Origin of the sequence: Variovorax sp. EL159 (assembly GCF_900100965.1) — a bacterium.
Lineage (GTDB): Bacteria > Pseudomonadota > Gammaproteobacteria > Burkholderiales > Burkholderiaceae_C > Variovorax.
The window spans coordinates 333,390-358,886 of sequence record NZ_FMUJ01000003.1; the positions used below are offsets into that span (position 1 = coordinate 333,390).

At 67.7% G+C, this 25,497-nt stretch carries 25 protein-coding genes and 1 pseudogene; 16 read left to right on the top strand and 10 right to left on the bottom strand.

All coding sequences use genetic code 11. The features are described 5' to 3' along the window. Positions 1-21 precede the first annotated feature (21 nt). From BLQ28_RS13585 to BLQ28_RS13645, 13 genes are all read left to right on the top strand, one after another. Positions 22-960 (top strand): SDR family oxidoreductase, encoded by a 939-nt coding sequence (locus tag BLQ28_RS13585; RefSeq protein WP_093241636.1) that lies wholly within the window; start codon positions 22-24, stop codon positions 958-960. Positions 961-1,005: 45 nt separating this feature from the next. Then, positions 1,006-2,577, top strand: coding sequence for an acyl-CoA synthetase (locus tag BLQ28_RS13590; protein WP_093240004.1), 1,572 nt, complete (start codon positions 1,006-1,008; stop codon positions 2,575-2,577). Beyond that, positions 2,574-3,419, top strand: coding sequence for an enoyl-CoA hydratase/isomerase family protein (locus BLQ28_RS13595; protein WP_093240007.1), 846 nt, complete (start codon positions 2,574-2,576; stop codon positions 3,417-3,419). Before BLQ28_RS13590 ends, BLQ28_RS13595 begins: the two co-directional genes overlap by 4 nt. 21 nt (positions 3,420-3,440) lie before the next feature. Further along, a complete protein-coding gene (locus tag BLQ28_RS13600; RefSeq protein WP_093240010.1) occupies positions 3,441-4,628 on the top strand; it encodes a lipid-transfer protein in 1,188 nt (395 codons plus the stop codon). Positions 4,629-4,657: 29 nt separating this feature from the next. Continuing rightward, positions 4,658-5,659: a Bug family tripartite tricarboxylate transporter substrate binding protein gene (locus tag BLQ28_RS13605; protein ID WP_093240012.1), complete on the top strand. Its 1,002-nt coding sequence runs from the start codon at positions 4,658-4,660 to the stop codon at positions 5,657-5,659. Between the two features lie 88 nt (positions 5,660-5,747). Then, positions 5,748-6,719: a Bug family tripartite tricarboxylate transporter substrate binding protein gene (locus tag BLQ28_RS13610; protein ID WP_093240015.1), complete on the top strand. Its 972-nt coding sequence runs from the start codon at positions 5,748-5,750 to the stop codon at positions 6,717-6,719. A 156-nt stretch (positions 6,720-6,875) separates the two neighbouring features. Continuing rightward, entirely contained in the window at positions 6,876-8,015 is a 1,140-nt protein-coding gene (locus BLQ28_RS13615; RefSeq protein ID WP_093240017.1) for an acyl-CoA dehydrogenase family protein, read from the top strand. A 58-nt stretch (positions 8,016-8,073) separates the two neighbouring features. After that, complete coding sequence (locus BLQ28_RS13620) at positions 8,074-9,261, top strand: lipid-transfer protein (RefSeq protein WP_093240020.1); 1,188 nt, start codon at positions 8,074-8,076, stop codon at positions 9,259-9,261. A 13-nt stretch (positions 9,262-9,274) separates the two neighbouring features. Next, on the top strand, positions 9,275-9,727 hold the full coding sequence (locus BLQ28_RS13625; RefSeq protein ID WP_093240022.1) for a MaoC family dehydratase N-terminal domain-containing protein: 453 nt from the start codon (positions 9,275-9,277) through the stop codon (positions 9,725-9,727). A 4-nt stretch (positions 9,728-9,731) separates the two neighbouring features. Further along, complete coding sequence (locus BLQ28_RS13630; RefSeq protein WP_093240025.1) at positions 9,732-10,151, top strand: MaoC family dehydratase; 420 nt, start codon at positions 9,732-9,734, stop codon at positions 10,149-10,151. Between the two features lie 25 nt (positions 10,152-10,176). Continuing rightward, a complete protein-coding gene (locus BLQ28_RS13635) occupies positions 10,177-11,007 on the top strand; it encodes an SDR family NAD(P)-dependent oxidoreductase (RefSeq protein ID WP_093240028.1) in 831 nt (276 codons plus the stop codon). A 30-nt stretch (positions 11,008-11,037) separates the two neighbouring features. Continuing rightward, on the top strand, positions 11,038-12,747 hold the full coding sequence (locus tag BLQ28_RS13640) for an AMP-binding protein (protein ID WP_093240030.1): 1,710 nt from the start codon (positions 11,038-11,040) through the stop codon (positions 12,745-12,747). A 55-nt stretch (positions 12,748-12,802) separates the two neighbouring features. Further along, positions 12,803-13,777, top strand: a complete 975-nt coding sequence (locus BLQ28_RS13645; protein WP_093240033.1) for a Bug family tripartite tricarboxylate transporter substrate binding protein — start codon at positions 12,803-12,805, stop codon at positions 13,775-13,777. Between the two features lie 51 nt (positions 13,778-13,828). On the opposite strand, the gene BLQ28_RS13650 is transcribed toward BLQ28_RS13645, so the two are convergent. The 3 genes and pseudogenes from BLQ28_RS13650 to BLQ28_RS13660 form a co-directional block, all read right to left on the bottom strand. After that, complete coding sequence (locus BLQ28_RS13650; protein ID WP_093241638.1) at positions 13,829-14,245, bottom strand: MaoC family dehydratase; 417 nt, start codon at positions 14,243-14,245, stop codon at positions 13,829-13,831. A gap of 19 nt (positions 14,246-14,264) precedes the next feature. Continuing rightward, positions 14,265-14,704 (bottom strand): annotated as a pseudogene (locus BLQ28_RS13655) (MaoC family dehydratase N-terminal domain-containing protein). A 38-nt stretch (positions 14,705-14,742) separates the two neighbouring features. Continuing rightward, the gene (locus BLQ28_RS13660; protein ID WP_093240038.1) at positions 14,743-15,882 is read right to left on the bottom strand and encodes an acyl-CoA dehydrogenase family protein; all 1,140 of its coding nucleotides are present in this window, start codon (positions 15,880-15,882) and stop codon (positions 14,743-14,745) included. Positions 15,883-16,203: 321 nt separating this feature from the next. On the opposite strand from BLQ28_RS13660, the gene BLQ28_RS13665 reads away from it, so the two are divergent. After that, positions 16,204-17,988, top strand: coding sequence for a YadA family autotransporter adhesin (locus BLQ28_RS13665; RefSeq protein WP_176801113.1), 1,785 nt, complete (start codon positions 16,204-16,206; stop codon positions 17,986-17,988). A gap of 117 nt (positions 17,989-18,105) precedes the next feature. Here BLQ28_RS13665 and BLQ28_RS13670 read toward each other — a convergent pair whose 3' ends face one another. From BLQ28_RS13670 to mltG, 7 genes are all read right to left on the bottom strand, one after another. After that, a complete protein-coding gene (locus tag BLQ28_RS13670; RefSeq protein WP_093240040.1) occupies positions 18,106-18,594 on the bottom strand; it encodes a DUF2726 domain-containing protein in 489 nt (162 codons plus the stop codon). A 134-nt stretch (positions 18,595-18,728) separates the two neighbouring features. After that, positions 18,729-19,409, bottom strand: coding sequence for an ankyrin repeat domain-containing protein (locus BLQ28_RS13675; RefSeq protein ID WP_093240043.1), 681 nt, complete (start codon positions 19,407-19,409; stop codon positions 18,729-18,731). Next, entirely contained in the window at positions 19,406-20,212 is an 807-nt protein-coding gene (locus BLQ28_RS13680; RefSeq protein WP_093240045.1) for a TatD family hydrolase, read from the bottom strand. The genes BLQ28_RS13675 and BLQ28_RS13680 overlap by 4 nt, the downstream gene beginning before the upstream one ends. Positions 20,213-20,296: 84 nt before the next feature. Next, the gene (locus tag BLQ28_RS13685) at positions 20,297-20,677 is read right to left on the bottom strand and encodes a PilZ domain-containing protein (protein ID WP_093240048.1); all 381 of its coding nucleotides are present in this window, start codon (positions 20,675-20,677) and stop codon (positions 20,297-20,299) included. Beyond that, positions 20,674-21,690 carry a hypothetical protein gene (locus tag BLQ28_RS13690; protein WP_093240050.1) on the bottom strand — a complete coding sequence of 339 codons (1,017 nt, stop codon included), beginning with the start codon at positions 21,688-21,690 and terminating at the stop codon, positions 20,674-20,676. The genes BLQ28_RS13685 and BLQ28_RS13690 overlap by 4 nt, the downstream gene beginning before the upstream one ends. Then, positions 21,687-22,358 (bottom strand): dTMP kinase, encoded by a 672-nt coding sequence (gene tmk / locus BLQ28_RS13695; protein ID WP_093240052.1) that lies wholly within the window; start codon positions 22,356-22,358, stop codon positions 21,687-21,689. The genes BLQ28_RS13690 and tmk overlap by 4 nt, the downstream gene beginning before the upstream one ends. Beyond that, positions 22,355-23,377 carry an endolytic transglycosylase MltG gene (mltG, locus tag BLQ28_RS13700; RefSeq protein ID WP_093240054.1) on the bottom strand — a complete coding sequence of 341 codons (1,023 nt, stop codon included), beginning with the start codon at positions 23,375-23,377 and terminating at the stop codon, positions 22,355-22,357. The genes tmk and mltG overlap by 4 nt, the downstream gene beginning before the upstream one ends. Before the next feature lie 134 nt (positions 23,378-23,511). Between mltG and BLQ28_RS13705 the strand changes: the two genes are divergently transcribed. Then, entirely contained in the window at positions 23,512-24,441 is a 930-nt protein-coding gene (locus BLQ28_RS13705) for a CAF17-like 4Fe-4S cluster assembly/insertion protein YgfZ (protein WP_093240056.1), read from the top strand. A 145-nt stretch (positions 24,442-24,586) separates the two neighbouring features. Next, complete coding sequence (locus BLQ28_RS13710) at positions 24,587-25,489, top strand: hypothetical protein (protein ID WP_093240058.1); 903 nt, start codon at positions 24,587-24,589, stop codon at positions 25,487-25,489. The last annotated feature ends 8 nt before the right edge of the window (positions 25,490-25,497 follow it).

Consider the following 25,497-nt stretch of genomic DNA (forward strand, 5'->3'; position numbering starts at 1 on the left):
AGCGAAACGAAAGGAATGCAGATGCAGCAACTGTGCAAGGACCGCGTGGCCGTCATCACCGGCGCGGGCCGCGGCCTCGGCCGCGAATACGCATTGGAGTTCGCGCGGCAGGGCGCGAAGGTGGTCGTCAACGACCTGGGCGCCAGGCCCGACGGCACGGGCGCCATGAACGGCCCCGCGCAGGAAGTGGTGGCCGAGATCCGCGCAATGGGCGGCGAGGCCGTGGCCAACACCGACGACGTGTCCGACTGGGAGGGCGCAAAGCGGCTGATCCAGACCGCGATCACCGCGTTCGGCGGGCTCGACGTGCTGGTCAACAACGCCGGCATCCTGCGCGACAAGACGCTGGTGAACATGGACATCGACGATTTCGACGCCGTGATCCGCGTCCACCTGCGCGGCACTTTCGCGCCGATGCGCCACGCCGCCGCGTACTGGCGCGAAGAGGCCAAGGCCGGGCGCCCGCGCGTGGCGCGCGTGGTCAACACCAGTTCGTCGTCCGGCCTGTACGGCATCGTGGGGCAGACCAACTACGGCGCGGCCAAGGCCGGCATCGCCAACATGACCATCGTGGCGTCGCGCGAGCTGGAACGCTATGGCGCGACCGTCAATGCGATCTACCCGACCGCGATGAGCCGCCTGACGGAAGACCTTTTCAAGAGCGGCCAGCTCAACCCCAAGGCACCCGCCGGCGCCGCCGGGTTCGATCCGCTGGATGCGGCCAACGTGGCGCCGCTGGTCGTGTGGCTGGGCAGCGTGCATTCAAGCGCCGTCACCGGCCGAGTGTTCGGCGCCAAGGGCGGGCGTATCACGGTGGCCGAAGGCTGGCGCGCCGGCCCCCATGTGCAGAAAGACAGCCGCTGGACCGCCGCCGAGCTGGGCGAGGTGCTGCCCGGCCTGGTCGCGCGCGCGGCGCCGAACGCCGACCTGAGCGGCCAGTTGAACCCGTCGAACGCGTGACATGGACAAGGACTGTGGACACCGGTCCGCGTCAGGAGGCACCGCATGAAAAAGGCGAACTACCTCGGCGACTTTGCCGCCCTGACGCCGGACAAGCCCGCCGTCATCAACGGCAGCAGCGGCGAGAGCCTCAGCTACCGCGAACTGGATGAACGCTCCAACCGGCTCGCGCAGGTGCTGTACGCCCAGGGCCTGCGCCGCGGCGATCGCATCGCGATGCTGCTGGAGAACCACATGCGTTGCTTCGAGGTGGCCTGGGCCGCCTTCCGCTCGGGGCTGCTGCTGACGGCGGTCAACCGGTACCTGACGGCGGGGGAGGTGGCCTACATCGTGGAGGACAGCGGCGCGCAGGTGTTGATCTCTTCGTTGGCGATGGCCGGCGTCGCGGCGGAACTCGTCGGCACCACGCCGCACTGCGCGCGCCGGCTGATGATGGACGGCACCATCCCCGGCTGGGAGTCCTACGAGCAGGCCGTGGCCGCCGCACCGGCGCAGCGGCTGGCCGAGGAGTGGGTGGGTGGCACGCTGCTGTACAGCTCGGGTACGACGGGCCGGCCCAAGGGCATCGTGCGCGCGGTGGCCCGTGCGCGCTTCGACGACGACGTGGCAGACCCGCGCCTGACGATGATGCACAGGTACGCGTTCGATGCCGATTCGGTCTACCTGTCCACCGCGCCGCTGTACCACGCGGCCCCGCTGTCCTATGCGACCAACACGCAGTTCCTGGGCGGCACCGTGGTGTTCATGCCCAAGTTCGACGCGCTCGGGTCGCTGGCGCTGATCGAGCGCTACCGCGTCACCCACAGCCAGTGGGTGCCGACCATGTTCATCCGCCTGCTGAAGCTGCCGGACGCATCCCGCGAGGCCTTCGACTTGTCCAGCCACCGCGTGGCCATCCATGCCGCGGCGCCGTGCCCCGTCGAGGTCAAGCGCCGCATGATCGATTGGTGGGGCCCGATCGTGCGCGAGTACTACGGCGGCAGCGAAGGCAACGGCCTCACTTCCATCGACAGCGGGGAAGCGCTCGCGCATCCCGGCTCGGTGGGCCGCGCAGTGCTGGGCGTGCTGCGCATCTGCGACGACGATGGCAACGAACTCGCGGCGGGCCAGGACGGGCTGATCTATTTCGAGCGCGACAGCCTGCCTTTTCACTATCACCGCGACCCCGGCAAGACCCGTGCGGCCCAGCACCCGCGGCACCCGGGCTGGACCACGATCGGCGACATCGGCCACGTGGACGCGGACGGCTACCTGTATCTGACCGACCGGCTCTTTCACATGATCATCTCGGGCGGGGTGAACATCTACCCGCAGGCCATCGAAGATGCGCTGGCCCTGCACCCCAGCGTGCAGGACGCCGCCGTGATCGGCGTGCCCGACGCCGAGATGGGCGAGGCCGTGAAGGCCGTCATCGAGCCCGCGCCCGGCGTGGCGCCCACGCCGGCATTGGCCGAAGCGCTCATCGCCTTCCTTCGCGGCAAGGTCGCGAGCTACATGCTGCCGCGCTCGGTGGACTTCATCGACGAGATGCCGCGCCTTCCCACCGGAAAACTCTACAAGCGCGCGCTGCGCGAGCGCTATGCCAAGGCCGAACCGAACAAGGAGACCCGGACATGAACGACACCAGCACCGAAACCCTGCGCGCGTCGCAGTTGCGCATCGAGGGCGGCATTGCCGAACTCAGCCACCAGCGCCCGGCGCTGCGCAACGCGCTGTCCACCGAACTGCAGATGGATTACGTCGACGTCATCGCGCGCGTCGAGGGCGACCGCGAGATCCGCGTGCTGCTGATCACCGGCTCGGGCGGCAGCTTCTCGGCCGGTGGCGACGTCAAGTTCATGCGCGAGCGGCTGACCGACCCGAGCGTGGCGACGGCGGACTACATGCGGAGCCGGCTGCGCAAGGCGCACCAGTGGCTGACCCGCTTGCGCGAGCTGGAGGTGCCGGTCGTTGCCGCAGTCGACGGGCCGGCCTACGGCGCGGGCTTCGGCCTGGCGTTGCAGGCCGACTTCGTGCTCGCATCGACGCGCGCCGTGTTCTGCGCTTCATTCGCGCGCCTGGGTGCCGTGCCCGACTTCGGCCTGCTGCACACGCTGCCGCGCATCGTGGGCCTGTCCCGCGCGAAGGAGCTGATGCTGACGGCGCGTCGCCTGGGGGCAGAAGAAGCGCTGGCCTGGGGCCTCGTGCATGCGGTCCATGCGGACGATGCGCTGCCAACCGAGGCGAGGGCGTTTGCGCAGCGCCTGTGCGCAGGCCCGCGCGAAGCGGCCGGCATGACCAAGAACCTGGTCAACAAGAGCTTCGAGACCGACTGCGCCGCGATGTTCATGGCCGAGGCCAGCGCGCAAGCCGTTGCCATGCAAACGCCTTACCACGCCCAGGCCGTGGCCGACTTCGCGCGCGACGGCGCCTTCCGCTACGACTGGGACCGCCTGGCCGCCGCGCGGCCCACCTCCTGAATTGCAAAAAGGAACAAGCGCATGACTGAAAACGTTCTGGTCGCCGGCGTCGGCATGGTGCCCTTCACCAAGCCCGGCGCCGGTCCCAGCTATCTCGAGATGGGCAGCGATGCCGTGCGCCTGGCATTGGCCGATGCCGGCATCGGCTACGGGCAGTTGCAGATGGCCTTCGCCGGCTATGTCTATGGCGACACCAGTTGCGGGCAGGGCGTGCTGTACCGCGTGGGCCGTACGGCCATTCCGGTGTTCAACGTCAACAACGCCTGCGCCACCGGCTCCAGCGCGCTCTACCTGGCGCGTGCGGCGGTGCAGAGCGGGCAGGTCGAGTGCGCGCTGGCGCTGGGCTTCGAGCAGATGCAGCCGGGCGCCACGCGCTCCAACTTTCCGGATCGCCCGATCCCGCGCGGCGACGTGCTGCCGATACAGGACGCGCTGTGCGGCGATGCCGGCGAGATCCCGCGCAACCTGGTGACCTTCGGCGGCGCCGGCCGCGAGCACATGCGCCAGTACGGCACCCGCATGTCCACCTTCGCAGCGATCCGCGCCAAGGCCAGCCGCCATGCGGCAAACAACCCGTTGGCGCTGTTCAGGAAGATCGTGACGACCGAAGACGTCATGAACGACCCGATCATGTGGGAAGGCGTGATGACCCGCATGATGGCCTGCCCGCCCACCTGCGGTGCGGCTGCAGCGGTCGTCTGCTCGCCCGCGTTCGCACGGCGGCATGGCCTGCGCACCGATGTCGCCATCCTGGCGCAGGCCATGGTCACGGACCCGGAGGAATCCTTCGAGCCGCCGACCATGAAAGGCTTCGTCGGCAGCTACATGGCGCAGCGCGCTTCGCACGCGGTCTACGAACAGGCCGGCGTCGATCCGCGGGACATCCCGGTGGTCGAGCTGCACGACTGCTTTGCGCACAACGAACTGCTGAGCTACGAATCGCTGGGCCTGTGCCCCGAAGGTGGCGCCGAGCAGTTCGTGCTGGACGGCGACAACACCTATGGCGGCCGCGTCGTCACCAATCCTTCCGGCGGCCTGCTGTGCAAAGGCCATCCGCTGGGCGCCACCGGCCTGGCCCAGTGCTACGAGTTGACGCACCAGCTGCGCGGCACGGCGGACAAGCGGCAGGTCGAGGGTGCGCGGCTGGCGCTACAGCACAACCTGGGCCTGGGCGGCGCCTGCGTGGTCACGCTGTACGGCAAGCATTGATTTCTTTCAGAACAACAGGAGACAAGGCCATGCGCAAGACCCCCAAAGATTTCACTGCCCGGCATCGACGGTGCCTGCTGGCCGGCATTTGCTGCACCTGGCTGGGCTTGTCCGTGCCGGCGATAGCGCAGCCGGCGTCTTACCCCGCGCACCCGGTGCGCATCGTGTCGGTCAGCGGCGCGGGCACCGGCGTCGACGACTTCACGCGGCTGGCGGCAGGCTACCTGAGCCAGAAGACCGGCCAGAACTTCTATGTGGAGAACCGGCCCGGCGCCAACAGCATCCTGGCGTCCGACCACGTCTCCAAGGCCGCGCCGGACGGCTACACGTTGCTGCTGACCGCGGCCAGCGCGATCACGGCGAACCCCTACCTCTACAAGAAGCTGCCCTACGACGCCAACAAGGACCTGGTGCCGATCGCTCGCATGTCCGTGGTGCCCATCGTGGTGATGGTGCCGGCCACCTCGCCGTACCGCAGCCTGGATGCCTTGATGGCCGCCGCGCGCGCCCAGCCCGGCAAGCTCAGCTACGGCACGAGCACCACCGGCTACAAGGTGATGGTGGCCGCGATCAACGGGCTCGCGCGGGTGCGCGCGCTGGAGATTCCCTACAAGAGCTCGACCGCGCTGCTGCCCGACCTGATCTCCGGCACCCTCGACTACGCGATGCTGGAGGTGTCGCAGGCCGTGCCGCAGGTGGAGGGCGGCAAGCTGCGTGCGCTGGCGGTGTCGAGCCCGGTGCGCGTTCCCGCGCTGCCCGACGTACCCACGCTGAACGAGCTGGGTCTGGGCGACGCCACGCTGACGAGCTGGCTGGGCCTGTTCGCGCCGGCCGGCACGCCGCGCGCCATCGTGGACAAGCTCTCGAAGCTGGCCGTGGAGTTCGCGGCTTCGCCCGAAGCCACCCTGCATTTCACGCGGCGCGGCACCGCTGCTTACCCGGCCGCATCGGCCGAGTTCGCGAAAGCCATCCTGGAAGACCAGGCGCGGTGGAAGCACTACATCACCACCTCGGGTCTTCAGCCGGAGTAGCACGGCCGCTTCTTCTCGCGTCCGATCGTTTCGCATCCGCCAACCGCCTGGCCCCATTCGGGTCCATTGACCAGGCAAGGAACCCGCCATGAACCGCATCCGGACATTCGTGCTCGCCGTTGCCTTCGCCTGGAGCGCGCTGGGCTTCGCCCAGGGCTATCCCACGCGGCCCATCACCATGGTCGTGCCCGCGCCGGCCGGAGGCGCTTCCGATGCGATCGCGCGATCGCTCGCCGAGACCATGGGCAAGGCGCTGGGCCAGGTCGTCATCGTCGACAACAAGCCCGGTGCGTCGGGCATGCTGGCCACGCAGGCGGTGGCCCGTGCCCCCGCCGATGGCCACACTGTGCTGGTGACGCACACCACGCCCATCTACTACGCGCACCACATGTTCTCGAAGGTGCCCTACGACGTGCGCCGCGATCTCGCATTCGTGACGCACATCTGCGATGCGACGCTGGTGCTGGCGGTGCACAGGGACATTCCCGCCAGGAACATGAAGGAGTTCATCGCATGGGCCAAGGGCAACAAGGGCAAGCTCAGCTACGGTTCCTACGGGGTGGGCTCGGCCGGGCACCTGATGAGCGCACACCTCAGCGAATCGCGGCAACTCGGCATGTCCCATGTTCCCTACAAGGGAGAGGCTCCGATGATCCAGGAGCTGGTGGGCGGACATATCCCGTGGGCGCTTGCCACGGCGGGCTCCTTGTTGCCGCATGTCAGCAGCGGCCGGCTGCGGCCATTGGCTGTGGTGGGTGAGCATCGGCTCGATGACCTGCCCGACGTGCCGACGCTGGCCGAGGCCGGCTTTCCCGACCCGGAGTTTCGGATCATCGGCGGGCTGACCATGATGGTGCCCGCCGGCACGCCGCCGCCCGTGCTGGCCCGCCTCGAACAGGAGGCGCGCGCCGCGATCCAGAGCGCGCAGTTGAAGGCGCGCTTCCAGGTCTTCGGCCTCATCGGTGTCGGGAACAGCGCCAGGGAGGCGCGCCAGGGTTTCGAGGACAGCGGGCCGCTCATCGAGAAGCTGGTCCGCATCTCGGGCGCGAAGTTGGATTGAGCGCGCGCCGCCATCAAGAAAAGAACGCCTGCACCCGCTCGACTCGCCAATACGGCTAGTGATTTACCCAGCCTGGCTCGCGATCATGAACCTCAAGGCGGCAGGATTTTTTCGAAGCCGCAGTTCCGTCAACAGACGCATCGAGAGGAGCCTCCAGTGGATGTGAATCGCACGGTCTTTCGCGAAGACCACGAAATGCTGCGGCCCAGCGCGCAGCGCTTCTTTGAACGCGAGTGCGTGCCCCACCAGGCCGCGTGGGACAGGGCCGGAAAAATCGACCGCGAGACCTGGCTCAAGGCCGGCCGCGAAGGCCTGCTTTGCGTGACCGTGCCCACCGAATACGGCGGCGGTGGCGGCGACTTCGGCCACGCGGCCGTCGTGCTCGAAGAAGTGCACCGCGCGGGTGTGTCGGGTGCCGGCTTCTCGCTGCACTCCGACATCGTCGCGCCCTACATCGTGCGGCTTGGCACCGAGGCGCAAAAGCAGCAGTGGCTGCCGGGCATCTGCCGTGGCGAGAAGATCCTGGCGGTGGCGATCACCGAGCCGGGCGGCGGATCGGACGTGAAGGCGATCCGCACCACCGCCGTGCGCGACGGCGACGACTACGTCATCAACGGCAGCAAGATCTTCATCAGCAACGGCCTGAGTTGCGACCTGCTGCTGCTGGTGTGCAAGACCGATCCGGCCGCCGGCGCCAAGGGCGTGAGCCTGGTCATGGTCGAGGCCGACCGCGCGGGCTTTCGCCGCGGCCGCAAGCTCGACAAGGTGGGCCAGCCCGCGGCTGATACCGCCGAGCTGTTCTTCGACAACGTCCGCGTTCCGGTTGCCAATCGTTTGGGCGAAGAGAACCAGGGCTTTGCCTACCTGATGCAGGAGCTGGCGCAGGAGCGTTTGATCATCGCCCTGTACGCAGCGGTTGCGCTGGAGCGCCTGCTCGGCATCACCCTCGAATACGTGAAGGACCGCCGCGCCTTCAACCAGACCGTGTGGGATTTCCAGAACACGAAGTTCAAGCTGGCCGACGTCAAGGCCCAGTCGGTGGCCGTGCGCACGCTGGTCGACTACTACCTGGGCGAACACCTGCGCCGCAAGCTCAGCGTGCAGGAGGCGGCCATTGCCAAGATGTACGCCACCGAGGCCCTGTGGAAGTGCCTGGACGACATGGTGCAGCTGCACGGCGGCTACGGCTACATGCTGGAGTACCCGATTGCACGCGCCTTCACCGACTACCGCGTCTCGCGCGTGGTGGGCGGCGCCAACGAGGTCATGCGCGACCTCATCGCACGCAAGCTGTAGGCACCGAGCTGCCTGCAACTTTCCTTCCTTCTTTCCCCTTTACTGAACTGGAGAAACCATGAGTGAAAAAGTCCTGGTCGGCGGTGTCGGCATGATCCCGTTTTCCAAACCTGGCGCGAGCCCGAGCTACACCGACATGGGGGCCGATGCAGTGCGCCGCGCGCTGGCCGATGCCGGCATCGGCTACGAGCTGGTGCAGCAAGCGTACGTGGGCTACGTGTACGGCGACTCGACCTGCGGGCAGACGGCGCTGTACGAAGTCGGGCTCACCGGCATTCCGGTCGTCAACGTCAACAACAACTGCTCGACCGGATCGACCGCGCTCTACCTGGCGCGCCAGGCCGTGGCGCTGGGCGACGCCGACTGCGTGCTGGCACTGGGCTTCGAGCAGATGCAGGCCGGCGCGCTCAAGTCGCACTGGGACGACCGGCCGCGCACGCGTGCACGCGTCGCGCACATCGTGAGCGACCTCACGGCCGATGTGCCCGAGCTGCCGCAGGCCCTGCGCACCTTCGGCGGTGCGGGCCGCGAGCACATGCAGAAGTACGGCACGAAGATGCAGACCTTCGCCGCCATCCGCGCCAAGGCCAGCCGGCATGCCGCGAGCAATCCACTGGCCATCTTCAGGAACGTGCTCAGCACCGAGGACGTGATGAACGACAAGGTGATGTGGCCCGGCGTGATGACGCGCCTGATGGCCTGCCCGCCGACCTGCGGCGCGGCCGCCGCGCTGATCGTGTCCGAGAAGTTCGCGAAGAAGCACGGCCTGCGCAGCGACGTGCAGATCCTAGCGCAGGCGATGACCACCGACCCGGTCGCGTCCTTCGATCCGCCGTCGATGATCAGCTACGCCGGCTTCCACATGGCGCAGGCGGCGGCGCACAAGGTCTACGAGAAGGCCGGCGTCGACCCCATGGACATCCGCGTCTGCGAGCTGCACGACTGCTTTGCCCAGAACGAACTGCTGACCTACGAAGCGCTGGGCCTGTGCCCGGTGGGCGAGGGCGAGAAGTTCGTCGAGGACGGCGACAACACCTATGGCGGACGGGTGGTGACCAATCCGTCGGGCGGCCTGTTGTCCAAGGGCCATCCGTTGGGCGCCACGGGCCTTGCGCAGTGCTACGAGCTGACGCACCAGTTGCGCGGCACGGCCGACCAGCGGCAGGTGGACGGCGTGACGCTGGCGCTGCAGCACAACCTCGGCCTTGGCGGCGCCTGCGTGGTGACGCTGTACGGCCGCAACTGAGCGCGGAGGCCACATGCTCGACCGCCAACTGATCGGCCACACGCTGGGCAAGCGCAGCCTCACCGTCGAAGAGGGTGCCGTGCGTTCCTACGCACAGGCCATCGGCGAGACCGATGCCACCTACCTCGATGCCTCGGCCGCACGCGATGCCGGCCACCGCGCGCTGCGCGTGCCGCCCACCTTCCTGTCGTGCCTGGAGGGCCGGCTGTTCCAGACGCGCGCGCTGCTGGAGCTGGCCCGCATCGACCTGAAGCGACTGCTGCATGCGGAGCAAAGCTACGAGTACCACGCGCAGGCCTATGCCGGCGACGTTCTCAGCTACGAGCCGAAGATCGTCGACGTTTACGACAAGAAGGGCGGGGCGCTCGAGTTTCTGGTGAAGCAGACCCGCGTGACCAACCAGGACGGCGTGCACATCGCCGACCTGCGCACGGCCCTCGTGCAACGCCAGCTCGCGGAGGCATGAACACATGACGACCCCGGCACTGAAAAACATGCAGGTGGGCGACAGCATTCCCGCGCTGCAGCTGCCCGCGATCTCCCGCACCACGCTGGCGCTGTATGCCGGCGCGTCGGGCGATCACAACCCGATTCACATCGACATCGACTTCGCCCGCAATGCCGGCCTGGACGACGTGTTCGCGCACGGCATGTTGTCGGCCGCCTACGTGGGGCGGCTGGTCACGAACTGGGCGGGGCAGGAGCGGCTGCGGCGCCTGCACGTGCGCTTCACCGGCATCACGCAGGTGCATGACGTGCCGCTGTGCACCGGCCGCGTGACCCAACGCTTCGAACACGAAGGCGAGCCGCGGCTGCGCATCGAAGTGCAGTGCGCCAACCAGAACGGCGACGTGAAGATTCTTGGCGAAGCCGTGGTGGCCGCCCTTTGACATTCATCCACAGGAGAAAGCAAGCATGAACAGAAATCTCGAAGGCAAGGTGGCCATGGTCACCGGCGCAGGACGCGGCATCGGCCGGTGCATCGCGCTGAAGCTCGCCAATGAAGGCGCCAAGGTGGTGGTCAACGACCTCGATGCGGCACCGGCCGATGAGGTGGTGGCGGAGATCCGTGCGGCCGGCGGCCAGGCCGTCGCGTTCGCCAGCAGCGTGACCGCGCCGGACTTCGGCACGAACTTCGTCAAGGCGACGCTCGACGCCTACGGTGCCATCGACATCATCGTCAACAACGCCGGCTACACCTGGGACAACGTGATCCAGAAGATGAGCGACGAGCAGTGGGACGCGATTCTCGACTGCCACCTGAAGGCACCGTTCCAGGTGCTGCGCGCCGCGCAGCCGTACTTCCGCGAAGTGAGCAAGGCCGAGGCCGAAAGCGGCAAGGAGGTGTTTCGCAAGGTGGTGAACATCTCCTCGATCTCGGGCACGCAGGGCAGCACGGGGCAGGTCAACTACTCGGCGGCCAAGGCGGGCCTGGTGGGCATGACCAAGACGCTGGCCAAGGAATGGGGCCGCATGAAGGTCAACGTGAACTGCGTGGCCTTCGGCTTCATCGCCACGCGGCTCACGCAGCCGGTGAAGGAAGCCAAGACGATCCAGATCGAGGGCAAGGAAATCCGCATCGGCGTGCGGCCAGAGACCATCGAACGCGCCAGCAGCGAGATCCCGCTGGGCCGCCCCGGCACGCCCGAGGAAGCGGCGGGCTCGGTCTACATGTTCTGCATTCCGGAATCGAACTACGTCACCGGCCAGACGCTGATCTGCGGCGGCGGGCGCGGCGGCTTCTAGCAAGGCACCTCTCAAGGCAAGGCGCTTTTCATGGCACGGTTGACCCGCCACTACGCACACTGGCCCGCCGGCGTTCCGCAGACGCTGGAGGTGGCCGATCGCAACCTGTTCAGCCACCTCGCCAAAAGCGCCGAGGCCGCGCCGGACAAGGTCGCGATCTCTTACTACGGCCGCTCGACCAGCTACCGCAGCCTGCATGCGGATGCACTGGCGCTGGCCGGCTATCTGCAACAGCGGCTGGGCGTGCGGCGCGGCGACCGCGTGCTGCTGCTGATGCAGAACTGCCCGCAGTTCGTCATCGCCTACTACGCGGTGCTGCGATGCGATGCCGTGGTGGTGGCCATGAACGCCATGAGCACCGCCGAAGAGGTGGCCTACTACGCCAGCGATTCCGGCGCGCGGGTGCTGATCGCCACGCAGGACATGATGGACAGGGCGCAGTCCTTGCTCGATCAAAACCGCCTGGACGGGTGCGTAGTCGGCGCGGTCTCGGAGTTCGCCGGACGGCCAGAGGAAGTTCCCTTTCTTGAAATCCCCGAGTTCGTGTGCGAAGCACGGCGACCGTTGGCTGGCGCCGGGCTGCACGCGTTCTCGGGCGCGCTTGCGGCCGGCATCGCGCCGACCCCGATGCAGGGCGGGGGCGGTGACCTCGCCGTGGTGGCCTACACCTCGGGCACCACCGGCAAGCCCAAGGGCGCGATGCTGACGCACCGCAACTTCGCCCACGCATCGCTGCAGCGCGTGGAGTGGCTGTCGGAGCAGGCCGACCAGACCGAGCTGCTGGTGCTGCCGGCCAGCCACCTGGCCGGCATGAACGTGATGAACCTGGCGATCTACGTCGGGCGCACCGTCGTGCTGCTGTCGCGCTGGGATGGCGACGCGGTGGTCGAGCTGATCGAGCGCCTGCGCCTGTACGCCTGGTGCGCCGTCACGCCGATGCTGGCCGAGGTGTTCTCGCGGCCCGACATCGCGCAGCGTGATCTTTCTTCGCTGCGGCGCCTCTATGGCGGCGCCACGGCCATGCCCGAGGCGCTGATCCGCAAGATCGAGGAACGGCTGGGGCTGTCCTTCATCGAGAGCTACGGGCTGACGGAAGCCTGCGGCGCCTCGCACATCAACCCGCCGCAGGCCGCGCGGCGCCAGTGCGCGGGCGTGCCGCACATCAACTGCGATGCGCGGGTGATCGACCCCGACTCGGGTGCGGAACTGGGGCCCGCGCACGCCGGGGAAATCGTGATCCACGGCCCCACCTTGTTCGGCGGCTACTGGAACCAGCCGGAGGCCACGGCGGCGGCGACCATCGAGATCGACGGCAAGCGCTTCCTGCGCAGCGGCGACATCGGCCATCACGACGAGGACGGCTATTTCTACGTCACCGACCGGCTCAAGCGAATGATCAACGCGGCGGGCCTGAAGATCTGGCCCGCCGAGATCGAGACCTCGCTCTACGGCCATCCGGCCGTGCAGGAAGCCTGCGTGATCTCGGCCTTCGACGCGCGCCGCGGCGAGACCGTCAAGGCCTTCGTGGTGCTGCGCCCGGCGGCGCGCGGCACGTTGATGCCGGAGGCGGTGACGGAATGGGCGCGCACCCGCCTGTCGGCCTACAAGGTGCCGCGCGTGGTGGAGTTCGTCGACGCGTTGCCCAAGACGGCAACGGGAAAGATCCTGTGGCGGGAACTGCAGGCGCAGCAGGACGAACGCGACCGCGCCGCGCGCGCCGCCGCATCCGCACTGGCTTGAAAAAAATCCGGCCACGGGTGCGCCGCATCCAGTGGCTTCTGCAAGGAGACAAGACATGAAGAAGACCGGTGTATTCGCGTTGCTGGCCCTGGCGATGGCCGTGCCCGCACTCTCGCAGGCCCAGGCTGATGAGGGCTATCCGTCCCGCGCGGTGCGCTTCATCGTGCCCATCGGGCCCGGCAGCAGCGGCGACACGCTCACGCGGTTGATGGCGGAGCAGTTCAGGGCGGTCTCGGGGCAGGCGACCTTCGTCGAGAACCGGCCCGGCGCCGACCTTGTCGTCGGCACGCAGAACCTGTTGGGCTCACCGCCGGATGGCCATTCGGTGGTGCTCATCAGCAACAGCACCATGGTGATCAATCCGCTGGTCATCAAGGACCTGCCGTACAAGGTGGAAGACCTCTCGCCGATGCTCGACCTGGTGCGCATTCCGGCCGTGCTGGTGACATCGCCCGACTCGCGGTTCAAGACGCTGGGCGATCTGCTCGATGCGGCGCGCAAGGTGCCGGGGTCGGTCAGCATCGGCGTTTATGGCAACTCGTACCGGCTGGGCGCGCTGGACCTGGCGCGCCGCGCGGGCGTGAAGTTCAACGCCATTCCCTACAAGGGCGCTTCGCAGGCCATTGCCGACGTGATCGGCGGCGTGGCCGATGCGGCGCTGATCGACGTCGGCGGTGCGGCGCCGCTGATCGCCTCGGGCAAGGTGCGGGGGCTGGCCGTGTCGTCGGGCAAGCGCCATGCGTTGATGCCGGCGGTGCCCACCGTGCAGGAAGGCGGCGTGACCGACTACACGCTCTTCACCTTCATCGGCTTTGCGATCCGCGCCCGGACGCCGGCGCCGATTGCCGGCAAGTTCGAGGCGCTGATGGTGCGCGCGGCCGCCGATCCGGCGTTCCGCGAGCAGGTGGTTCGCATCAGCGGCGGGGAGTTTGCCGGCACGGGCCGGGAGGCGTTCAGCACGATGATCGCCGGCGAATCGGCGCGCACGCGCGAACTGGTCAAGCTCGCGGGGCCGGATTTCATGCGGTGATCGCATGGTCCCTGGCGCCGCGGCACCGGGGACCACGCTGCGGCCGGGAGTTCAGCGTGCGATGACCGCGTCGCCCAGGATCTTCACCTCGCCGTCCTGGTTGGTGGTGCGGATCTCCACCTTCACACGCTCTTCGCCGTCGGCCTCGAACATGTCGATGACCTCGCCCGTGCAGGTGATGGCATTGCCCAGATGCGTGATGCCGGCAAAGCGCGCGTTGAACTGGCGCACCTTGCGCTGGTCGACCCACTGCGTCAGCAGGCGGCCCAGGTAGGCCATCGACAGCATGCCGTGCGCGAACACGTCGGGCATGCCGCCGCGCTGGGCGAAGTCCAGGTCGATGTGCATCGGGTTGTGGTCGTTCGATGCACCGGCGAAAAGCGCCAGGGTCGTGCGGGTGATCGGGGCGAGTGCCAGCGGCGGCAGGGTGTCGCCGGGTTCGAGGGCGTCGAAGTTCAGGGTCTTCATCATCGGATGTTCCTTGTGTTCAGCCATTGCGGTGCACCAGCACCTTGCGGATGTCGGCCACGTGTTCGGAGCGCTGGTTGGTGACGCGGGTTTCCATGACGACGAATTCGAGCGCGCCGCCTTTCTTGTCGTAGACGTCGGTGACGCGGCTGTCGAAGTGCAGCGTGTCGCCCGCGTAGGCCATGCGCCGATAGGTGAAGGACTGCTCGCCATGCAGCACGCGCGCCAGCTCGATGCCGGCTTCTTCGCGCCAGTTGCTCGGCGGACGCGCAAGCTCCAGCGAGAACAGGAAGGTGGGCGGCAGTGGCAGGGCAGGGTGGCCGGCGTCGCGCGCGGCGGACTCGTCGAAGTAGACCGGATCGGTCTCGCCGATGGCCTTGGCGAAGAAGCGCAGCTGCCCGGCTTCGGCGGTGATGGCAAGGGCGGGAACGCCATGCCGATGATGTTCTTGTCGATCATGAAGATGCTCCTTGTTGTGAGGTGCCGGCTTGCCCGGTCTACAGCTTGCGCGAGATCAGGTCGCGCATCACTTCGCTGGTGCCGCCGTAGATACGGCTGACACGCATGTCGACGAAGGCGCGTGCGATGGGGTACTCCAGCATGTAGCCGTAGCCGCCGTGCAGTTGCACCATGTCGTCGATGCACTTCCACAGCGTCTCGGTGGCGAACAGCTTGGCGATGGCGGCTTCTTCCACCGTGAGGCGTCGGCTCATGTGCGCTGCGAGGTAGTAATCGACCATCGTGCGCAACGCCACCGACTGGGCCTTGATGTCGGCCAACTTGAACTTCGTGTTCTGGAAGTCCCACACGGTCTGGTCGAAGGCGCGGCGGTCTTTCACGTACTCGAGGGTCTGCTGCAACAGCCGCTCGAGCTTGGTGGCGGCGCTGACGGCGATCATGAAGCGCTCTTGCGGCAGCTCCTGCATCAGGTAGGCGAAGCCCTTGCCTTCTTCGCCGAGCCGGTTGGCCACCGGCACGCGGATGTTGTCGAAGAAGAGCTCGGCCGTGTCCTGGGCGCGCATGCCGACCTTGTCGAGCTTGCGACCACGGCGAAAGCCCGCGCGGTCTGTCTCGACCACGACCAGGCTCACGCCCTTGGCGCCAGCGGCGGGGTCGGTCTTGCACACCACGACCACCAGATTGCTGAGGAAGCCGTTGCTGATGAAGGTCTTGCTGCCGTTGATGATGTAGTCGTCGCCGTCGCGGATTGCGGTGGTGCGCAGCGACTTCACGTCCGAGCCGCCGCCCGGTTCGGTGATGGCCACCGCCAGGATCTGCTCGCCTCGGCAGATGCCTGGCAGCCACTTCTGCTTTTGCGCCTCGGTGCCCAGGCGGTTGATGTAGGGCGCCACGATGTCCGAATGCAGCCCGATCGACAGGCCGCCGACACCGGCATGCGCGATCTCCTCGGCAACGATGGCCGCGTGGCCGAAGTCGCCGCCACCACCGCCGTACTCGGTGGGCAGCGTGGTGCACAGCAGGCCTTCGCGGCCGGCTTTGAGCCAGACCTCGCGGCTGACCTGGCCGTCGCGGTCCCATTCGGCCTGGTGCGGCACGCACTCGCGCTCGAGAAAGCGGCGCACCGTGGTGCGGAAAGTCTCGTGGTCCTCGCGATAGACGCTGCGTTCGACTTGCATGTCGCCAACTCCTTGAATGACGGAACGGAGCGATCCGCCGGAGGCGTCACGGCGAAATCCGTTCCTTCGGTGATCGTCGTGGGACGGAGGAGCCGGCGCACTAGCCGCGAAGGCTAGGGCGCTTTCGCGCGATCAAGGACGGCTGCTGGGTACGACGCGACGCCGGGCGCAAGTTGCTCGCTGGCGGCAGAGCGCGAAGCCCTTGCAGCAAGCCTCCGATTTACTTGTTTTCGGGTATGGCCCCGCTGGAAACGAAAGGACACACTCGCTCGCGTCCGGATCGCTCGTCGTCCCTTCTCGCTCTTCATCACAGGAAACACCATGCTCATTGAGGCCGATGCCAGCGGCGCCGCGACGAAAGCCACGAAAGGCCTGCGACGGTCGCGGGGCGCGACGAGGTACTGGCCCGTCATCGCCTTGCTCGCGGCTGGCAGCGCCTTCGCCGACGGCTTCGTCGGCGGAACAGCCGGAAGCAATGGGGCGACTGACTTCGGTGGAGCAGGCGGCGCCGGTGGTGTCGCGGCCACCGTCACGGCGGATGGCGGAACGGCAGTGGGCGCTGGTGGCAACGGCGGCACCGCCAACTCCGGCGGGACTGGCGGCACGGGCGGCGCCGGCGCGAGCGCCACCGCAGCCGGTGCAACCGCCGTCGGTGGTGGAGGATCCGGTGGCGACGGCGCGGCTGGCGGCACAGGCGGCACGGGGGGCAGCGGCGCCAAGGCCTCGGCCGGCGGCGCCATCGCGCTTGGCGCGGGAGGCACCGGCAGCGACGGCTGTTGCGGCTTCGGCGGCCCGGCCGGCGGCAGCGGCGCCCAGGCGTCGGGCACCTCGGCCATCGCCATCGGCAGCGCCTCGGGCACCACGCAGGGCGCGTCGGCATCGGGCAACGGCAGCACGGCGATCGGTGGCGCGTACAACGGATCGGCCGGCGCATCGGCGCTGTCCACCGGCGGCGTGGCCATCGGCTCTGGTAGCCAGGTCGCGAGCGGCGCGACCAACAGCGTGGCCATCGGCGCCAACGCGGTCGCCACGGCGGCGAACACCGTTTCCTTCGGCTCCGCGGGCCATACGCGCGCGCTCGTCAACGTGAGTGCAGGCGCGGTTAACGCCACCAGCACCGATGCCGTCAACGGCAGCCAGCTCTACACGGTGCAGCAGACCTCCAACACGGCCCTGGGCCTTGCGCAGAACTCGGCGCAGTACGGCGCGGGCGGCACCTCGCTGCAGCTCAACGCCAACGGCGGCGCGGGCACCACCATCAGCAACGTGGCCGCCGGACAGGCGAGCACCGATGCGGCCAACGTCGGCCAGGTGCAGCAGGCGCAGCAGACAGCCATCACCACCGCGAACAACTTCACCGTGCAGCAGGTCAACGCGCTGCAGACGCTGATGAACCAGGCCCTGTCCAGCGGCGTGTGCGCGGTGAATGCGGGCGGCTCCGTGGCTTGCGGCCCGGGCGCCGGCGCGAGCGGCGCGGGCAGCACCTCGATGGGCACCAATGCGCAGGCCAACGGCGACAACACCGTGGCCGTCGGGAACGGCGCGCGGGCCGATCACGCGGGCTCGGTCGCCATCGGCGCGGGCGCGAAGGCGCTGGCCGATCCCACCACCGCCGTAGGCAACAACGCCATCGCCAGCGGCAACAACGCCGTCGCGCTGGGTGCCAACACGCTGGCCAGCGGCAACAACGCAGTGGCGCTGGGCCAGGGTTCGGTGGCCGATCGCGACAACACCGTGTCGGTGGGCAACGCAGCCACCAACCAGTTGCGCGGCATCACGAATGTCGCGCCCGGCGTGCTGGGCACCGACGCTGTCAACGTCAACCAACTGCAGCAGGCCGTGGCCAACGCGACCAGCCAGGCCAACGCCTTCGCCGCACAGGGCGTCGTGGCAGCGCTGGCCATGCCGTCGATGCCGACGCTGCCAGCAGGCAGGAAGTGGATGGGCGCGGCCGTCGGCAGCTACGCAGGAGCGTCGGGCGTGGGCATCGCCTTCGGCTACCAGGTCAACGACAACCTGAACCTGGGCGCAGGGCTCTCGACGGCGACGAGCAGCGGGAACGGGAGCCGGGTGGCGGCGCGGGTGCAGGCGGGGTATGCGTGGTGAACAGAAGAGTGTCCTGGCCCGGCGGTTCGAGCAACCGGGGAACGCCGGAAGCTCGACATGAGGAAATTTCCTCGTGCATTTGATTTTACATAATGCACATTGTGTAGATATCCGAGATCACCCCAAAGGACTGACCGACGCCAACGAAGGATCGAAATCGGCCTCGACCCGACCAACGTCCGGAACCCTCGGATACCGCAGCACCCGGTACCCAGCCTCGATCAGCAACGCATCGCGCTCAGGGTCGCGTTGCGACTTGCCCGTGCGGCTCTTGCTCTTGTCACCAAGCTCGATCACAGCCACGACCTTGAATGCCTGGTCGCACACGACGAAGTCAGCGATCTTGCGGCTGAACGTGCTTCGTGCCGCACGCGTGCGCGCCGTGAGCAACGCGCCGAAGCTGACCTGCGGGAGCACCACCAGATCAGGCAGGGTCTGCACGAGGCGGTTGTACATCGCCTGTTCGCGTGCTGTGAGTGGTGCTCGCGCCTTGGGCTTGTCGACAAAGCCGCTGCTGCTGTTTCGAGCCGATCTGTTCCTGGTGATCAGTGCGAACGCAAGCACACCAACGACCAGCAAAAAGACCATGAATAGGAACGTATTCATCTCTGCTTCTCCTTCTTTGCAGAGTCTCGCACGAGTGCGAAGACGCCCTTTTTTCGTGTCTCGCCGAACACGTTGAGGCGATGAATTCAACGCTCAATGCGCTGGCAAATCTCCAGTGATCGAGTCCGCGCGACTCACCACTTTCCGTCTTTGGGCACGGCCTTCGGCGCGTTGGCTCTTGCCGTCGCCGCGGCCGTGATCATCGCGGCTGCATCCGAGCGATTCGCCTTGTTCGCGAAATCGACGGCAGTCATGCCGAGCTGGTTCTTCATCGTCGTATCTGCACCTTCGTCGAGCAGCAGCTTCACGGCATCGCTCGATCCGTACATCGCGGCCATCATCAGCGGCGTGGTGCCGTTGGGCGATTGCGCATCGATGAAGGCGTAGTTCTCGAGCAGCACCTTCATGATCGCCAGCTGGCCGCTGGTAGCGGCGTAATGCAGCGGGGTCCATCCGGTCTTGTTGACGGCGGCATCGCGCTTCAGCAGTTGGGCGACCAGGTCTTGCTGGCCCTTGATGGCGGCCAGCATCAGCGGGGTTTCGTCCTTGGGGCTGGCCAGGTCGACATCGGTCTGCGGAGATTCGAGCAGCGCCTGGATGACCTTGGGCGACGGCTCGCGCATGGCAATCAGCAAGCCGGTCTGGCCATGTTCGTCACGCGTATTCGGATCGAACCCGCGCTTCAGCAGGCTGCGGACACCACTGCCGTTGTCGCCACGCACGGCCCGGAAGAAGTCTTCGAACGAACCCGCATGTGCTGCAAAAGATGCAGCAATGACAACAAGATAAATTGATTTTTTAAAGTAGTTCTTCATGATTTGACGTCCCTGAACAAAGTTTCGAAGTTGTCGCTTGTCGCTTTGGCGATGTCCTCTACGGGCACTTTTCGCAGCTCTGCGATCTGTCGCGCCACGAAGGGCACGTACGACGGGTTGTTGGTCTTGCCACGGTACGGCACAGGCGCCAGGTAGGGGCTGTCCGTCTCGATCAGCATGCGGTCGAGCGGCACGAAGGCCGCCACGTCGCGCAGGTCCTGGGCCTTCTTGAAAGTCAGGATGCCCGAGAACGAGATGTAGAAACCCAGGTCGAGCGCCGCGCGCGCGACCTCGGCGGTTTCGGTGAAGCAATGGAACACGCCGCCCGCCGCGTTGCCGGCGCCGTCTTCGCCCTCCTCCTTGAGGATCGCCAACGTGTCGGCCGATGCCTCGCGGGTGTGAATGACAAGCGGCTTGCGCGTCTGCTGCGCGGCGCGGATGTGGACGCGGAAGCGGTCGCGCTGCCACTCCATGTCGGCGATGCTGCGGCCGCCCTTGCGCTCTTCCATCTGGTAGTAGTCGAGGCCGGTTTCGCCGATGGCGACCACGCGGGGCCGGGCCGACAGCCGCACCAGGTCTTCGACGCTGGGTTCGGCGATGTCTTCGTTGTCGGGGTGCACGCCCACGCTGGCCCAGAAGTTGTCGTAGCTGGCGGCCAGGGCCTGCACGTCATCGAATTCTTCGAGCTTGGTGCATATGCAAAGGGCCCGATCGACCTGCGCGGCAGCCATGGCGGCGCGGATCTGCGGCATCTGGTCCGCGAACTCGGGAAAGGTCAGGTGGCAGTGGGAGTCGGTGAACATCGGAAATGGTGTGGTGCGCGGCGCGCACGCCTATGGGAGGCCGCGCCGTGTACGGAGTTCCGCGTCACGAAGACGGCAGAGAACTCAAATGGTCTGGGTCGGACGATCGGAGGCCATCGAGCCGCCGAGCGCAGTCTCGATGCGCGCCTTGAGCTGGCGCGATTTCTCGTCGGACGGAAAACGGATGCCCACGCCGGGTGCCCGGTTGCCTGCGGCGCGTGCCGGCGTGATCCAGGCGACCTTGCCGGCGACCGGATAGCGCTGCGGGTCTTCCGGCAGCGTCAGCAGCACATAGACGTCGTCGCCCAGGCGGTATTCGCGCGAGGTCGGAATGAAGATGCCGCCCTCGGCAAACAACGGGATGTAAGCCGCGTACAGCGCGCCCTTCTCCTTGATGGCGAGCTGGATGACGCTCGGCCGGGCGGGCGTGGGGGCGGATGCAGCGGGGGCGACAGGTTGGTTCATGTGCGACGAGCAGCTGAGTTTAGGGTGCTTCGCGCCTCGCTCACAAGCGCTTCGAGCATGAGGCCCGCATTGAACGGGTGTTCTGCGGTTCTGGCGGCGTTTGCCAGCGACTTGGACCACCGCGCCAGCGCCAGGCGCGGCGGAGCGGCTGGCAGGTCGGCGGCATCGAAGAACCGGGGTTCGGCGCCATTGCCGACAGCCATCAGGTCATGGCAGAGCTTTTGCAGCGCGCCGACGGCCTGGGCCGGCGCGTGATCGGCCAGCGCACCGACGTCGCCACGAGTCATGGCTTTGGGCAGCAAGGACCAGGCCTTGGGCGATTGGCCCGAGCGGGCCAGCCGCAAGGCATCGCTGGGGCGGCCACCGGCGGCGCGCAGCAGCGCGGTCGCATCGGCAGCGGGCACGTCTTGCGCCACCAGCCAGGCCTCGGCTTCGGCGGTCTCGGGCCAGGGCAGCGTAAAGCCCAGGCAGCGGCTACGAATGGTGGGCAGCAATTGCCATGCGGCTTCGCTGGCGAGCACGAAGCGAACGTCGCCGACCGGCTCCTCCAGCGTCTTGAGCAGCGCATTGGCGGTGATGGTGTTCATGCGCTCGGCCGGATACACCAGCACCACCTTGCCGCGGCCGCGCGCGCTGGTGCGCTGGGCAAAGCCGACGGCATCGCGCATTGCCTCGACGCGGATCTCGCGGCTGGGCTTGCGCTTCTTGTCGTCGATGTCGGCTTGCGCCTTTTCATCGAGCGGCCAGCCCAGCTCGCCCATCGCGACCTCGGGCATCAGCACGCACAGGTCGGCATGGGTGCGAACCTCGATGGCGTGGCAACTCGGGCAGTGGCCGCAGGCGGTACCGCCCTCCTCCGCCGGTTGCTCGCACAGCCAGGCGGCGGCCAGCGCCAACGCAAGTTCGTATTGGCCAATGCCCGACGGCCCCTGCAGCAGCCAGGCATGGCCGCGCTGGCGCAGAAGCTCCGCGAGCGGCTGGTGGAGCCAAGGCGAAAGTGCCTGAATGCTCATCGGGCGACTCCACCCGCCGGCGACAGCACGCCGCGCGCCACCAGTGCGGTTTCGACCTGCTGCCAGACCTGGTCGCGCGACTGGCTGGCGTCGATGCGCACGAAGCGCTTTGCGTCGGCGGCCGCGCGGGCCGCATAGCCCTGGGCCACGCGGCGGAAAAACTCGACCGGCTGCGCCTCGAACTTGTCCGGCACGCGCGCACCGGCCAGCCGTTGCGCCGCGATCTCGGGAGCGAGGTCGAACCACAGCGTGACTTGCGGCTGCAGCAGCTGCGATGCGGGCAGCGACGCCCTGCCCGCCTGCGCCCATTGCTCCAGCGTCGCCAGCACGGCCTCGTCGAAGCCGCGCCCCGCGCCCTGGTAGGCAAAGGTGGCGTCGGTGAAGCGATCGCACAACACCACGTCGCCACGCGCAAGCGCCGGCTCGATGACCTGCGCGATGTGGTCGCGCCGCGCCGCGAACACCAGCAGCGATTCGGTGAGCGGGTCCATCGGCTGTTCGAGGATCAGCCGGCGTAGCGTTTCGGCCAGCGGCGTGCCGCCCGGCTCGCGCGTGCGCACGACATTGCGGCCCTGCGCCCTGAACAGGGCTTCGAGCGCGTCGAGGTGGCTCGACTTGCCCGCGCCGTCGATGCCTTCCAGCGTCAGAAACAGGCCGTTGTCACTCATGGGTTTGCCTTGGGTTTGGAGTCGCCGCCACCGCGCTGGTAGCGATTGACCGCGCGATTGTGGTCGTCGAGCGAGCTGCTGAACTGACTGGTGCCGTCGCCGCGCGACACGAAGTACAGCGACTTGCTCTGCGCCGGCTGCACCGCCGCCAGCAGCGCGGCCTTGCCGGGCATGGAGATCGGCGTGGGCGGCAGCCCACCGCGCGTGTAGGTGTTCCAGGGGGTATCGGTCTGCAGGTCTTTCTTGCGCAGGTTGCCGTCGAAGGCCGTGCCCATGCCGTAGATGACGGTCGGGTCGGTCTGCAGCGGCATGCCGATGCGCAGGCGGTTGGCGAACACGGCAGCGATTTCCGCGCGGTCGTTGGCCTTGCCTGTCTCCTTTTCGACAATGCTGGCCAAAATCAGCGCCTCATCGGCCGATTTGAGCGGCAAGTCGGCCGCCCGTGCGGCCCAGGCGGCTTCGAGCTTCTTGTCCATGGCCCGCATCGCGCGTTGCAGCAAGGCGATGTCGGTCGAGCCCTTCGAGTAGGTGTAGGTGTCCGGGAAGAAGCGGCCCTCGGGGTGCAGGCCCGGCTTGCCGAGCTTGGCCATCAGGGCTTCGTCGGTCATGCCCACGCTCTCGGGCTTGAGTTGGTCGGCCTTGGCCAGCGCGGCGCGCACCTGGCGGATGTTCCAGCCTTCCACCAGCACCACGCTGCGCGTGGCTTCTTCACCGCGCACCAGGATGTTGAGCAGCAGCTTGGGTGTGACGCCGCGCTCCAGCTCGTAGCTGCCCGCGCGCATCTGGCGGTCTTGCCCCGACACGCGGAACCACAGGTAGAGCAGTTGGGGCTGCACGTCGACGCCGGCATCCGCCACGGCCTGCGCGATGCCGCGCGGCGTGGTGCCGGGTTCGACCGACAGATCGACGCTGGGCGCCGACAGCTTGAGAGGCTGGTGCACCCACCAGAGGCCACCACCGCCAAGCGCGAGCGCGACAAGGGCGGCGAGCAGGAAAAGCGTGAGGAAAAAGCTGCGCACGGATCCGATGGGAAGGTGGGAAAACGGGAGAAAAGAAAGAGCGCCCGGGAACTGAAAAAACGGTGGCCCTGCGTGCAGCAAGGCGGGAGCCCCTGCCGCCCCGAAGGAACAGGCCCGGCCATGATAATTCAGCGATGACCACAGTCGTTCTCAATGGGGTGACCACCCTCTCCCACCTCGGCGTGATCCGCGCCGAAGGCCCCGATGCCGCCAGCTTCCTGCACGGCCAGCTCACACAGGACTTCTCCCTGCTCGGCGCCACCGAGGCGCGCCTGGCCGCGCTGTGCACCGCCAAGGGCCGCGTCATCGCGAGCTTCATCGGCATCCGGCCGCAGCCCGAACTGATCCTGCTGGTGTGCAGCCGCGACATCCTGGCCGCCACGCTCAAGCGCCTATCGATGTATGTGCTGCGGGCCAAGGTCAAGCTCACCGACGCCACCGAGCAGTTCGCGCTGCATGGCCTGGCAGGCACCGCATTGACCGCCAACGGCCTCGATGCCGAGACGCCGCCCGGCAAGCGCACGGCCATCGGCGACGACATCAGCGCGGTGTCGCTGTACCCGGCCGATGGCGTGCCGCGCGCGCTCTGGATCGCGCCCGCCGGCCATGCCGCGCCGGTCGGCCCGGCCATCGACCTGGCCCTGTGGCAATGGAGCGAGGTGCGCAGCGGCATCGTCACGCTGACCACCCCGGTCATCGAGGCTTTCGTGCCGCAGATGATCAACTACGAGTCGGTGGGCGGCGTCAACTTCAAGAAGGGCTGCTACCCCGGCCAGGAGATCGTGGCGCGCAGCCAGTTCCGTGGCACGCTGAAGCGCCGGACCTATCTCGTGCAGGCCGATGCGCCCCTTTCGGCCGGCCAGGAAGTCTTTGCCGGCAACGACGCCGAGCAACCCGTGGGCACCGTGGCACAGGCCGCACTGGCGCCCGATGGTGGCTGGGCCGCGCTGGTCTCGATCCAGATCGCGGCACTCGAAGCCGGCCCCCTGCGCGCCGGGGCGCCGGCCGATGGCGCATCGCTCACGGTCGAGCCGCTGCCCTACGCATTGCTCGAAGACATCTGAAGCAGTAATTCCCCCAACGTCCCTGCAAATGGGCGTTTGGCGCTATCGAACAGATAGCGCCATTTTTTTGCGCCTCGTTTAACCCCGCCTGCGTTGCTGCGCCGTAGAAGCCTGCATCGATCCACTCCTGGCAAGGAAGAACACCATGAAGCGCAGACTCTTCTCGACCGTCCTGGCACTCACCGCACTGGCGGCCTGCGCGGACAGCCCGGCCCGGCCCTACATTCCGCCGACGCCCACCAACGCCATCGGCACGCTGATGCAGATCAGCGTGGTCGACCGCAACAACGGCATCGAACTGCCGATCTACTTCTATCGCGGCGAATACTGGGTGGCCGGCCGCCCCGGCGCGCGCTATGCGATCCGGGCGCGCAATGTGATGAACGAACGCATCATGGCCGTGATGTCGGTGGACGGCGTGAACGTCGTCACCGGCGAGACCGCGAGCACCGGGCAGAACGGCTATGTCTTCAGCAGCCGCGAGCGCGGCGACATCACGGGCTGGCGCAAGAGCGACTCGCAGGTCGCAGCCTTCCAGTTCGCATCGGCCGGCAACTCCTACGCGAGCCGCACGGGCCGCCCGGACGACGTGGGCGTGATCGGTGTCGCGATGTTCCGCGAGCGCATGCCCGAGCCGCCACCGCCGCCGGTCGTGCCCTACTCGCGCCGCGGCGAATATGGCGCGGACCGGGAGCAGCGCGAGCCGTCGTCGTCGATGGGCGATGCACGCGCCAAGTCCAGCGCCGACAGCGCGGTCGCCGCCGAAGCGCCCGCTGGCAACCTCGCGCGCCCGCAGGCTGCGCCGAGCCCAAGCCTCGGTACCGCCCATGGCCGCCGAGAAAACTCGTACGTCGGCAAGACCACCTTCGAGCGCGCCCGGTCGTCACCCGACGACGTGGTCCGCATCCGGTACGACAGCCGCGAGAACCTCATCGCCGCCGGCGTGATTCCGCCCGAGCCTCCGCCGCGCTGGACGCGTCCGAGTGGCCCGTCGCCCTTCCCCGGCTCGGACTCCGGCTACGTGCCGGACCCGCCGCGCCGCTACTGAACGAAGAA

Bases quoted from the DNA above. Each gene is read 5' to 3' on its own strand.
- BLQ28_RS13585 (WP_093241636.1), top strand. From the start codon at position 22: ATGCAGCAACTGTGCAAGGACCGCGTGGCCGTCATCACCGGCGCGGGC.
- BLQ28_RS13590 (WP_093240004.1), top strand. From the start codon at position 1,006: ATGAAAAAGGCGAACTACCTCGGCGACTTTGCCGCCCTGACGCCGGAC.
- BLQ28_RS13595 (WP_093240007.1), top strand. From the start codon at position 2,574: ATGAACGACACCAGCACCGAAACCCTGCGCGCGTCGCAGTTGCGCATC.
- BLQ28_RS13600 (WP_093240010.1), top strand. From the start codon at position 3,441: ATGACTGAAAACGTTCTGGTCGCCGGCGTCGGCATGGTGCCCTTCACC.
- BLQ28_RS13605 (WP_093240012.1), top strand. From the start codon at position 4,658: ATGCGCAAGACCCCCAAAGATTTCACTGCCCGGCATCGACGGTGCCTG.
- BLQ28_RS13610 (WP_093240015.1), top strand. From the start codon at position 5,748: ATGAACCGCATCCGGACATTCGTGCTCGCCGTTGCCTTCGCCTGGAGC.
- BLQ28_RS13620 (WP_093240020.1), top strand. From the start codon at position 8,074: ATGAGTGAAAAAGTCCTGGTCGGCGGTGTCGGCATGATCCCGTTTTCC.
- BLQ28_RS13625 (WP_093240022.1), top strand. From the start codon at position 9,275: ATGCTCGACCGCCAACTGATCGGCCACACGCTGGGCAAGCGCAGCCTC.
- BLQ28_RS13630 (WP_093240025.1), top strand. From the start codon at position 9,732: ATGACGACCCCGGCACTGAAAAACATGCAGGTGGGCGACAGCATTCCC.
- BLQ28_RS13635 (WP_093240028.1), top strand. From the start codon at position 10,177: ATGAACAGAAATCTCGAAGGCAAGGTGGCCATGGTCACCGGCGCAGGA.
- BLQ28_RS13640 (WP_093240030.1), top strand. From the start codon at position 11,038: ATGGCACGGTTGACCCGCCACTACGCACACTGGCCCGCCGGCGTTCCG.
- BLQ28_RS13645 (WP_093240033.1), top strand. From the start codon at position 12,803: ATGAAGAAGACCGGTGTATTCGCGTTGCTGGCCCTGGCGATGGCCGTG.
- BLQ28_RS13650 (WP_093241638.1), bottom strand. From the start codon at position 14,245: ATGAAGACCCTGAACTTCGACGCCCTCGAACCCGGCGACACCCTGCCG.
- BLQ28_RS13660 (WP_093240038.1), bottom strand. From the start codon at position 15,882: ATGCAAGTCGAACGCAGCGTCTATCGCGAGGACCACGAGACTTTCCGC.
- BLQ28_RS13665 (WP_176801113.1), top strand. From the start codon at position 16,204: ATGCTCATTGAGGCCGATGCCAGCGGCGCCGCGACGAAAGCCACGAAA.
- BLQ28_RS13670 (WP_093240040.1), bottom strand. From the start codon at position 18,594: ATGAATACGTTCCTATTCATGGTCTTTTTGCTGGTCGTTGGTGTGCTT.
- BLQ28_RS13675 (WP_093240043.1), bottom strand. From the start codon at position 19,409: ATGAAGAACTACTTTAAAAAATCAATTTATCTTGTTGTCATTGCTGCA.
- BLQ28_RS13680 (WP_093240045.1), bottom strand. From the start codon at position 20,212: ATGTTCACCGACTCCCACTGCCACCTGACCTTTCCCGAGTTCGCGGAC.
- BLQ28_RS13685 (WP_093240048.1), bottom strand. From the start codon at position 20,677: ATGAACCAACCTGTCGCCCCCGCTGCATCCGCCCCCACGCCCGCCCGG.
- BLQ28_RS13690 (WP_093240050.1), bottom strand. From the start codon at position 21,690: ATGAGCATTCAGGCACTTTCGCCTTGGCTCCACCAGCCGCTCGCGGAG.
- tmk (WP_093240052.1), bottom strand. From the start codon at position 22,358: ATGAGTGACAACGGCCTGTTTCTGACGCTGGAAGGCATCGACGGCGCG.
- BLQ28_RS13705 (WP_093240056.1), top strand. From the start codon at position 23,512: ATGACCACAGTCGTTCTCAATGGGGTGACCACCCTCTCCCACCTCGGC.
- BLQ28_RS13710 (WP_093240058.1), top strand. From the start codon at position 24,587: ATGAAGCGCAGACTCTTCTCGACCGTCCTGGCACTCACCGCACTGGCG.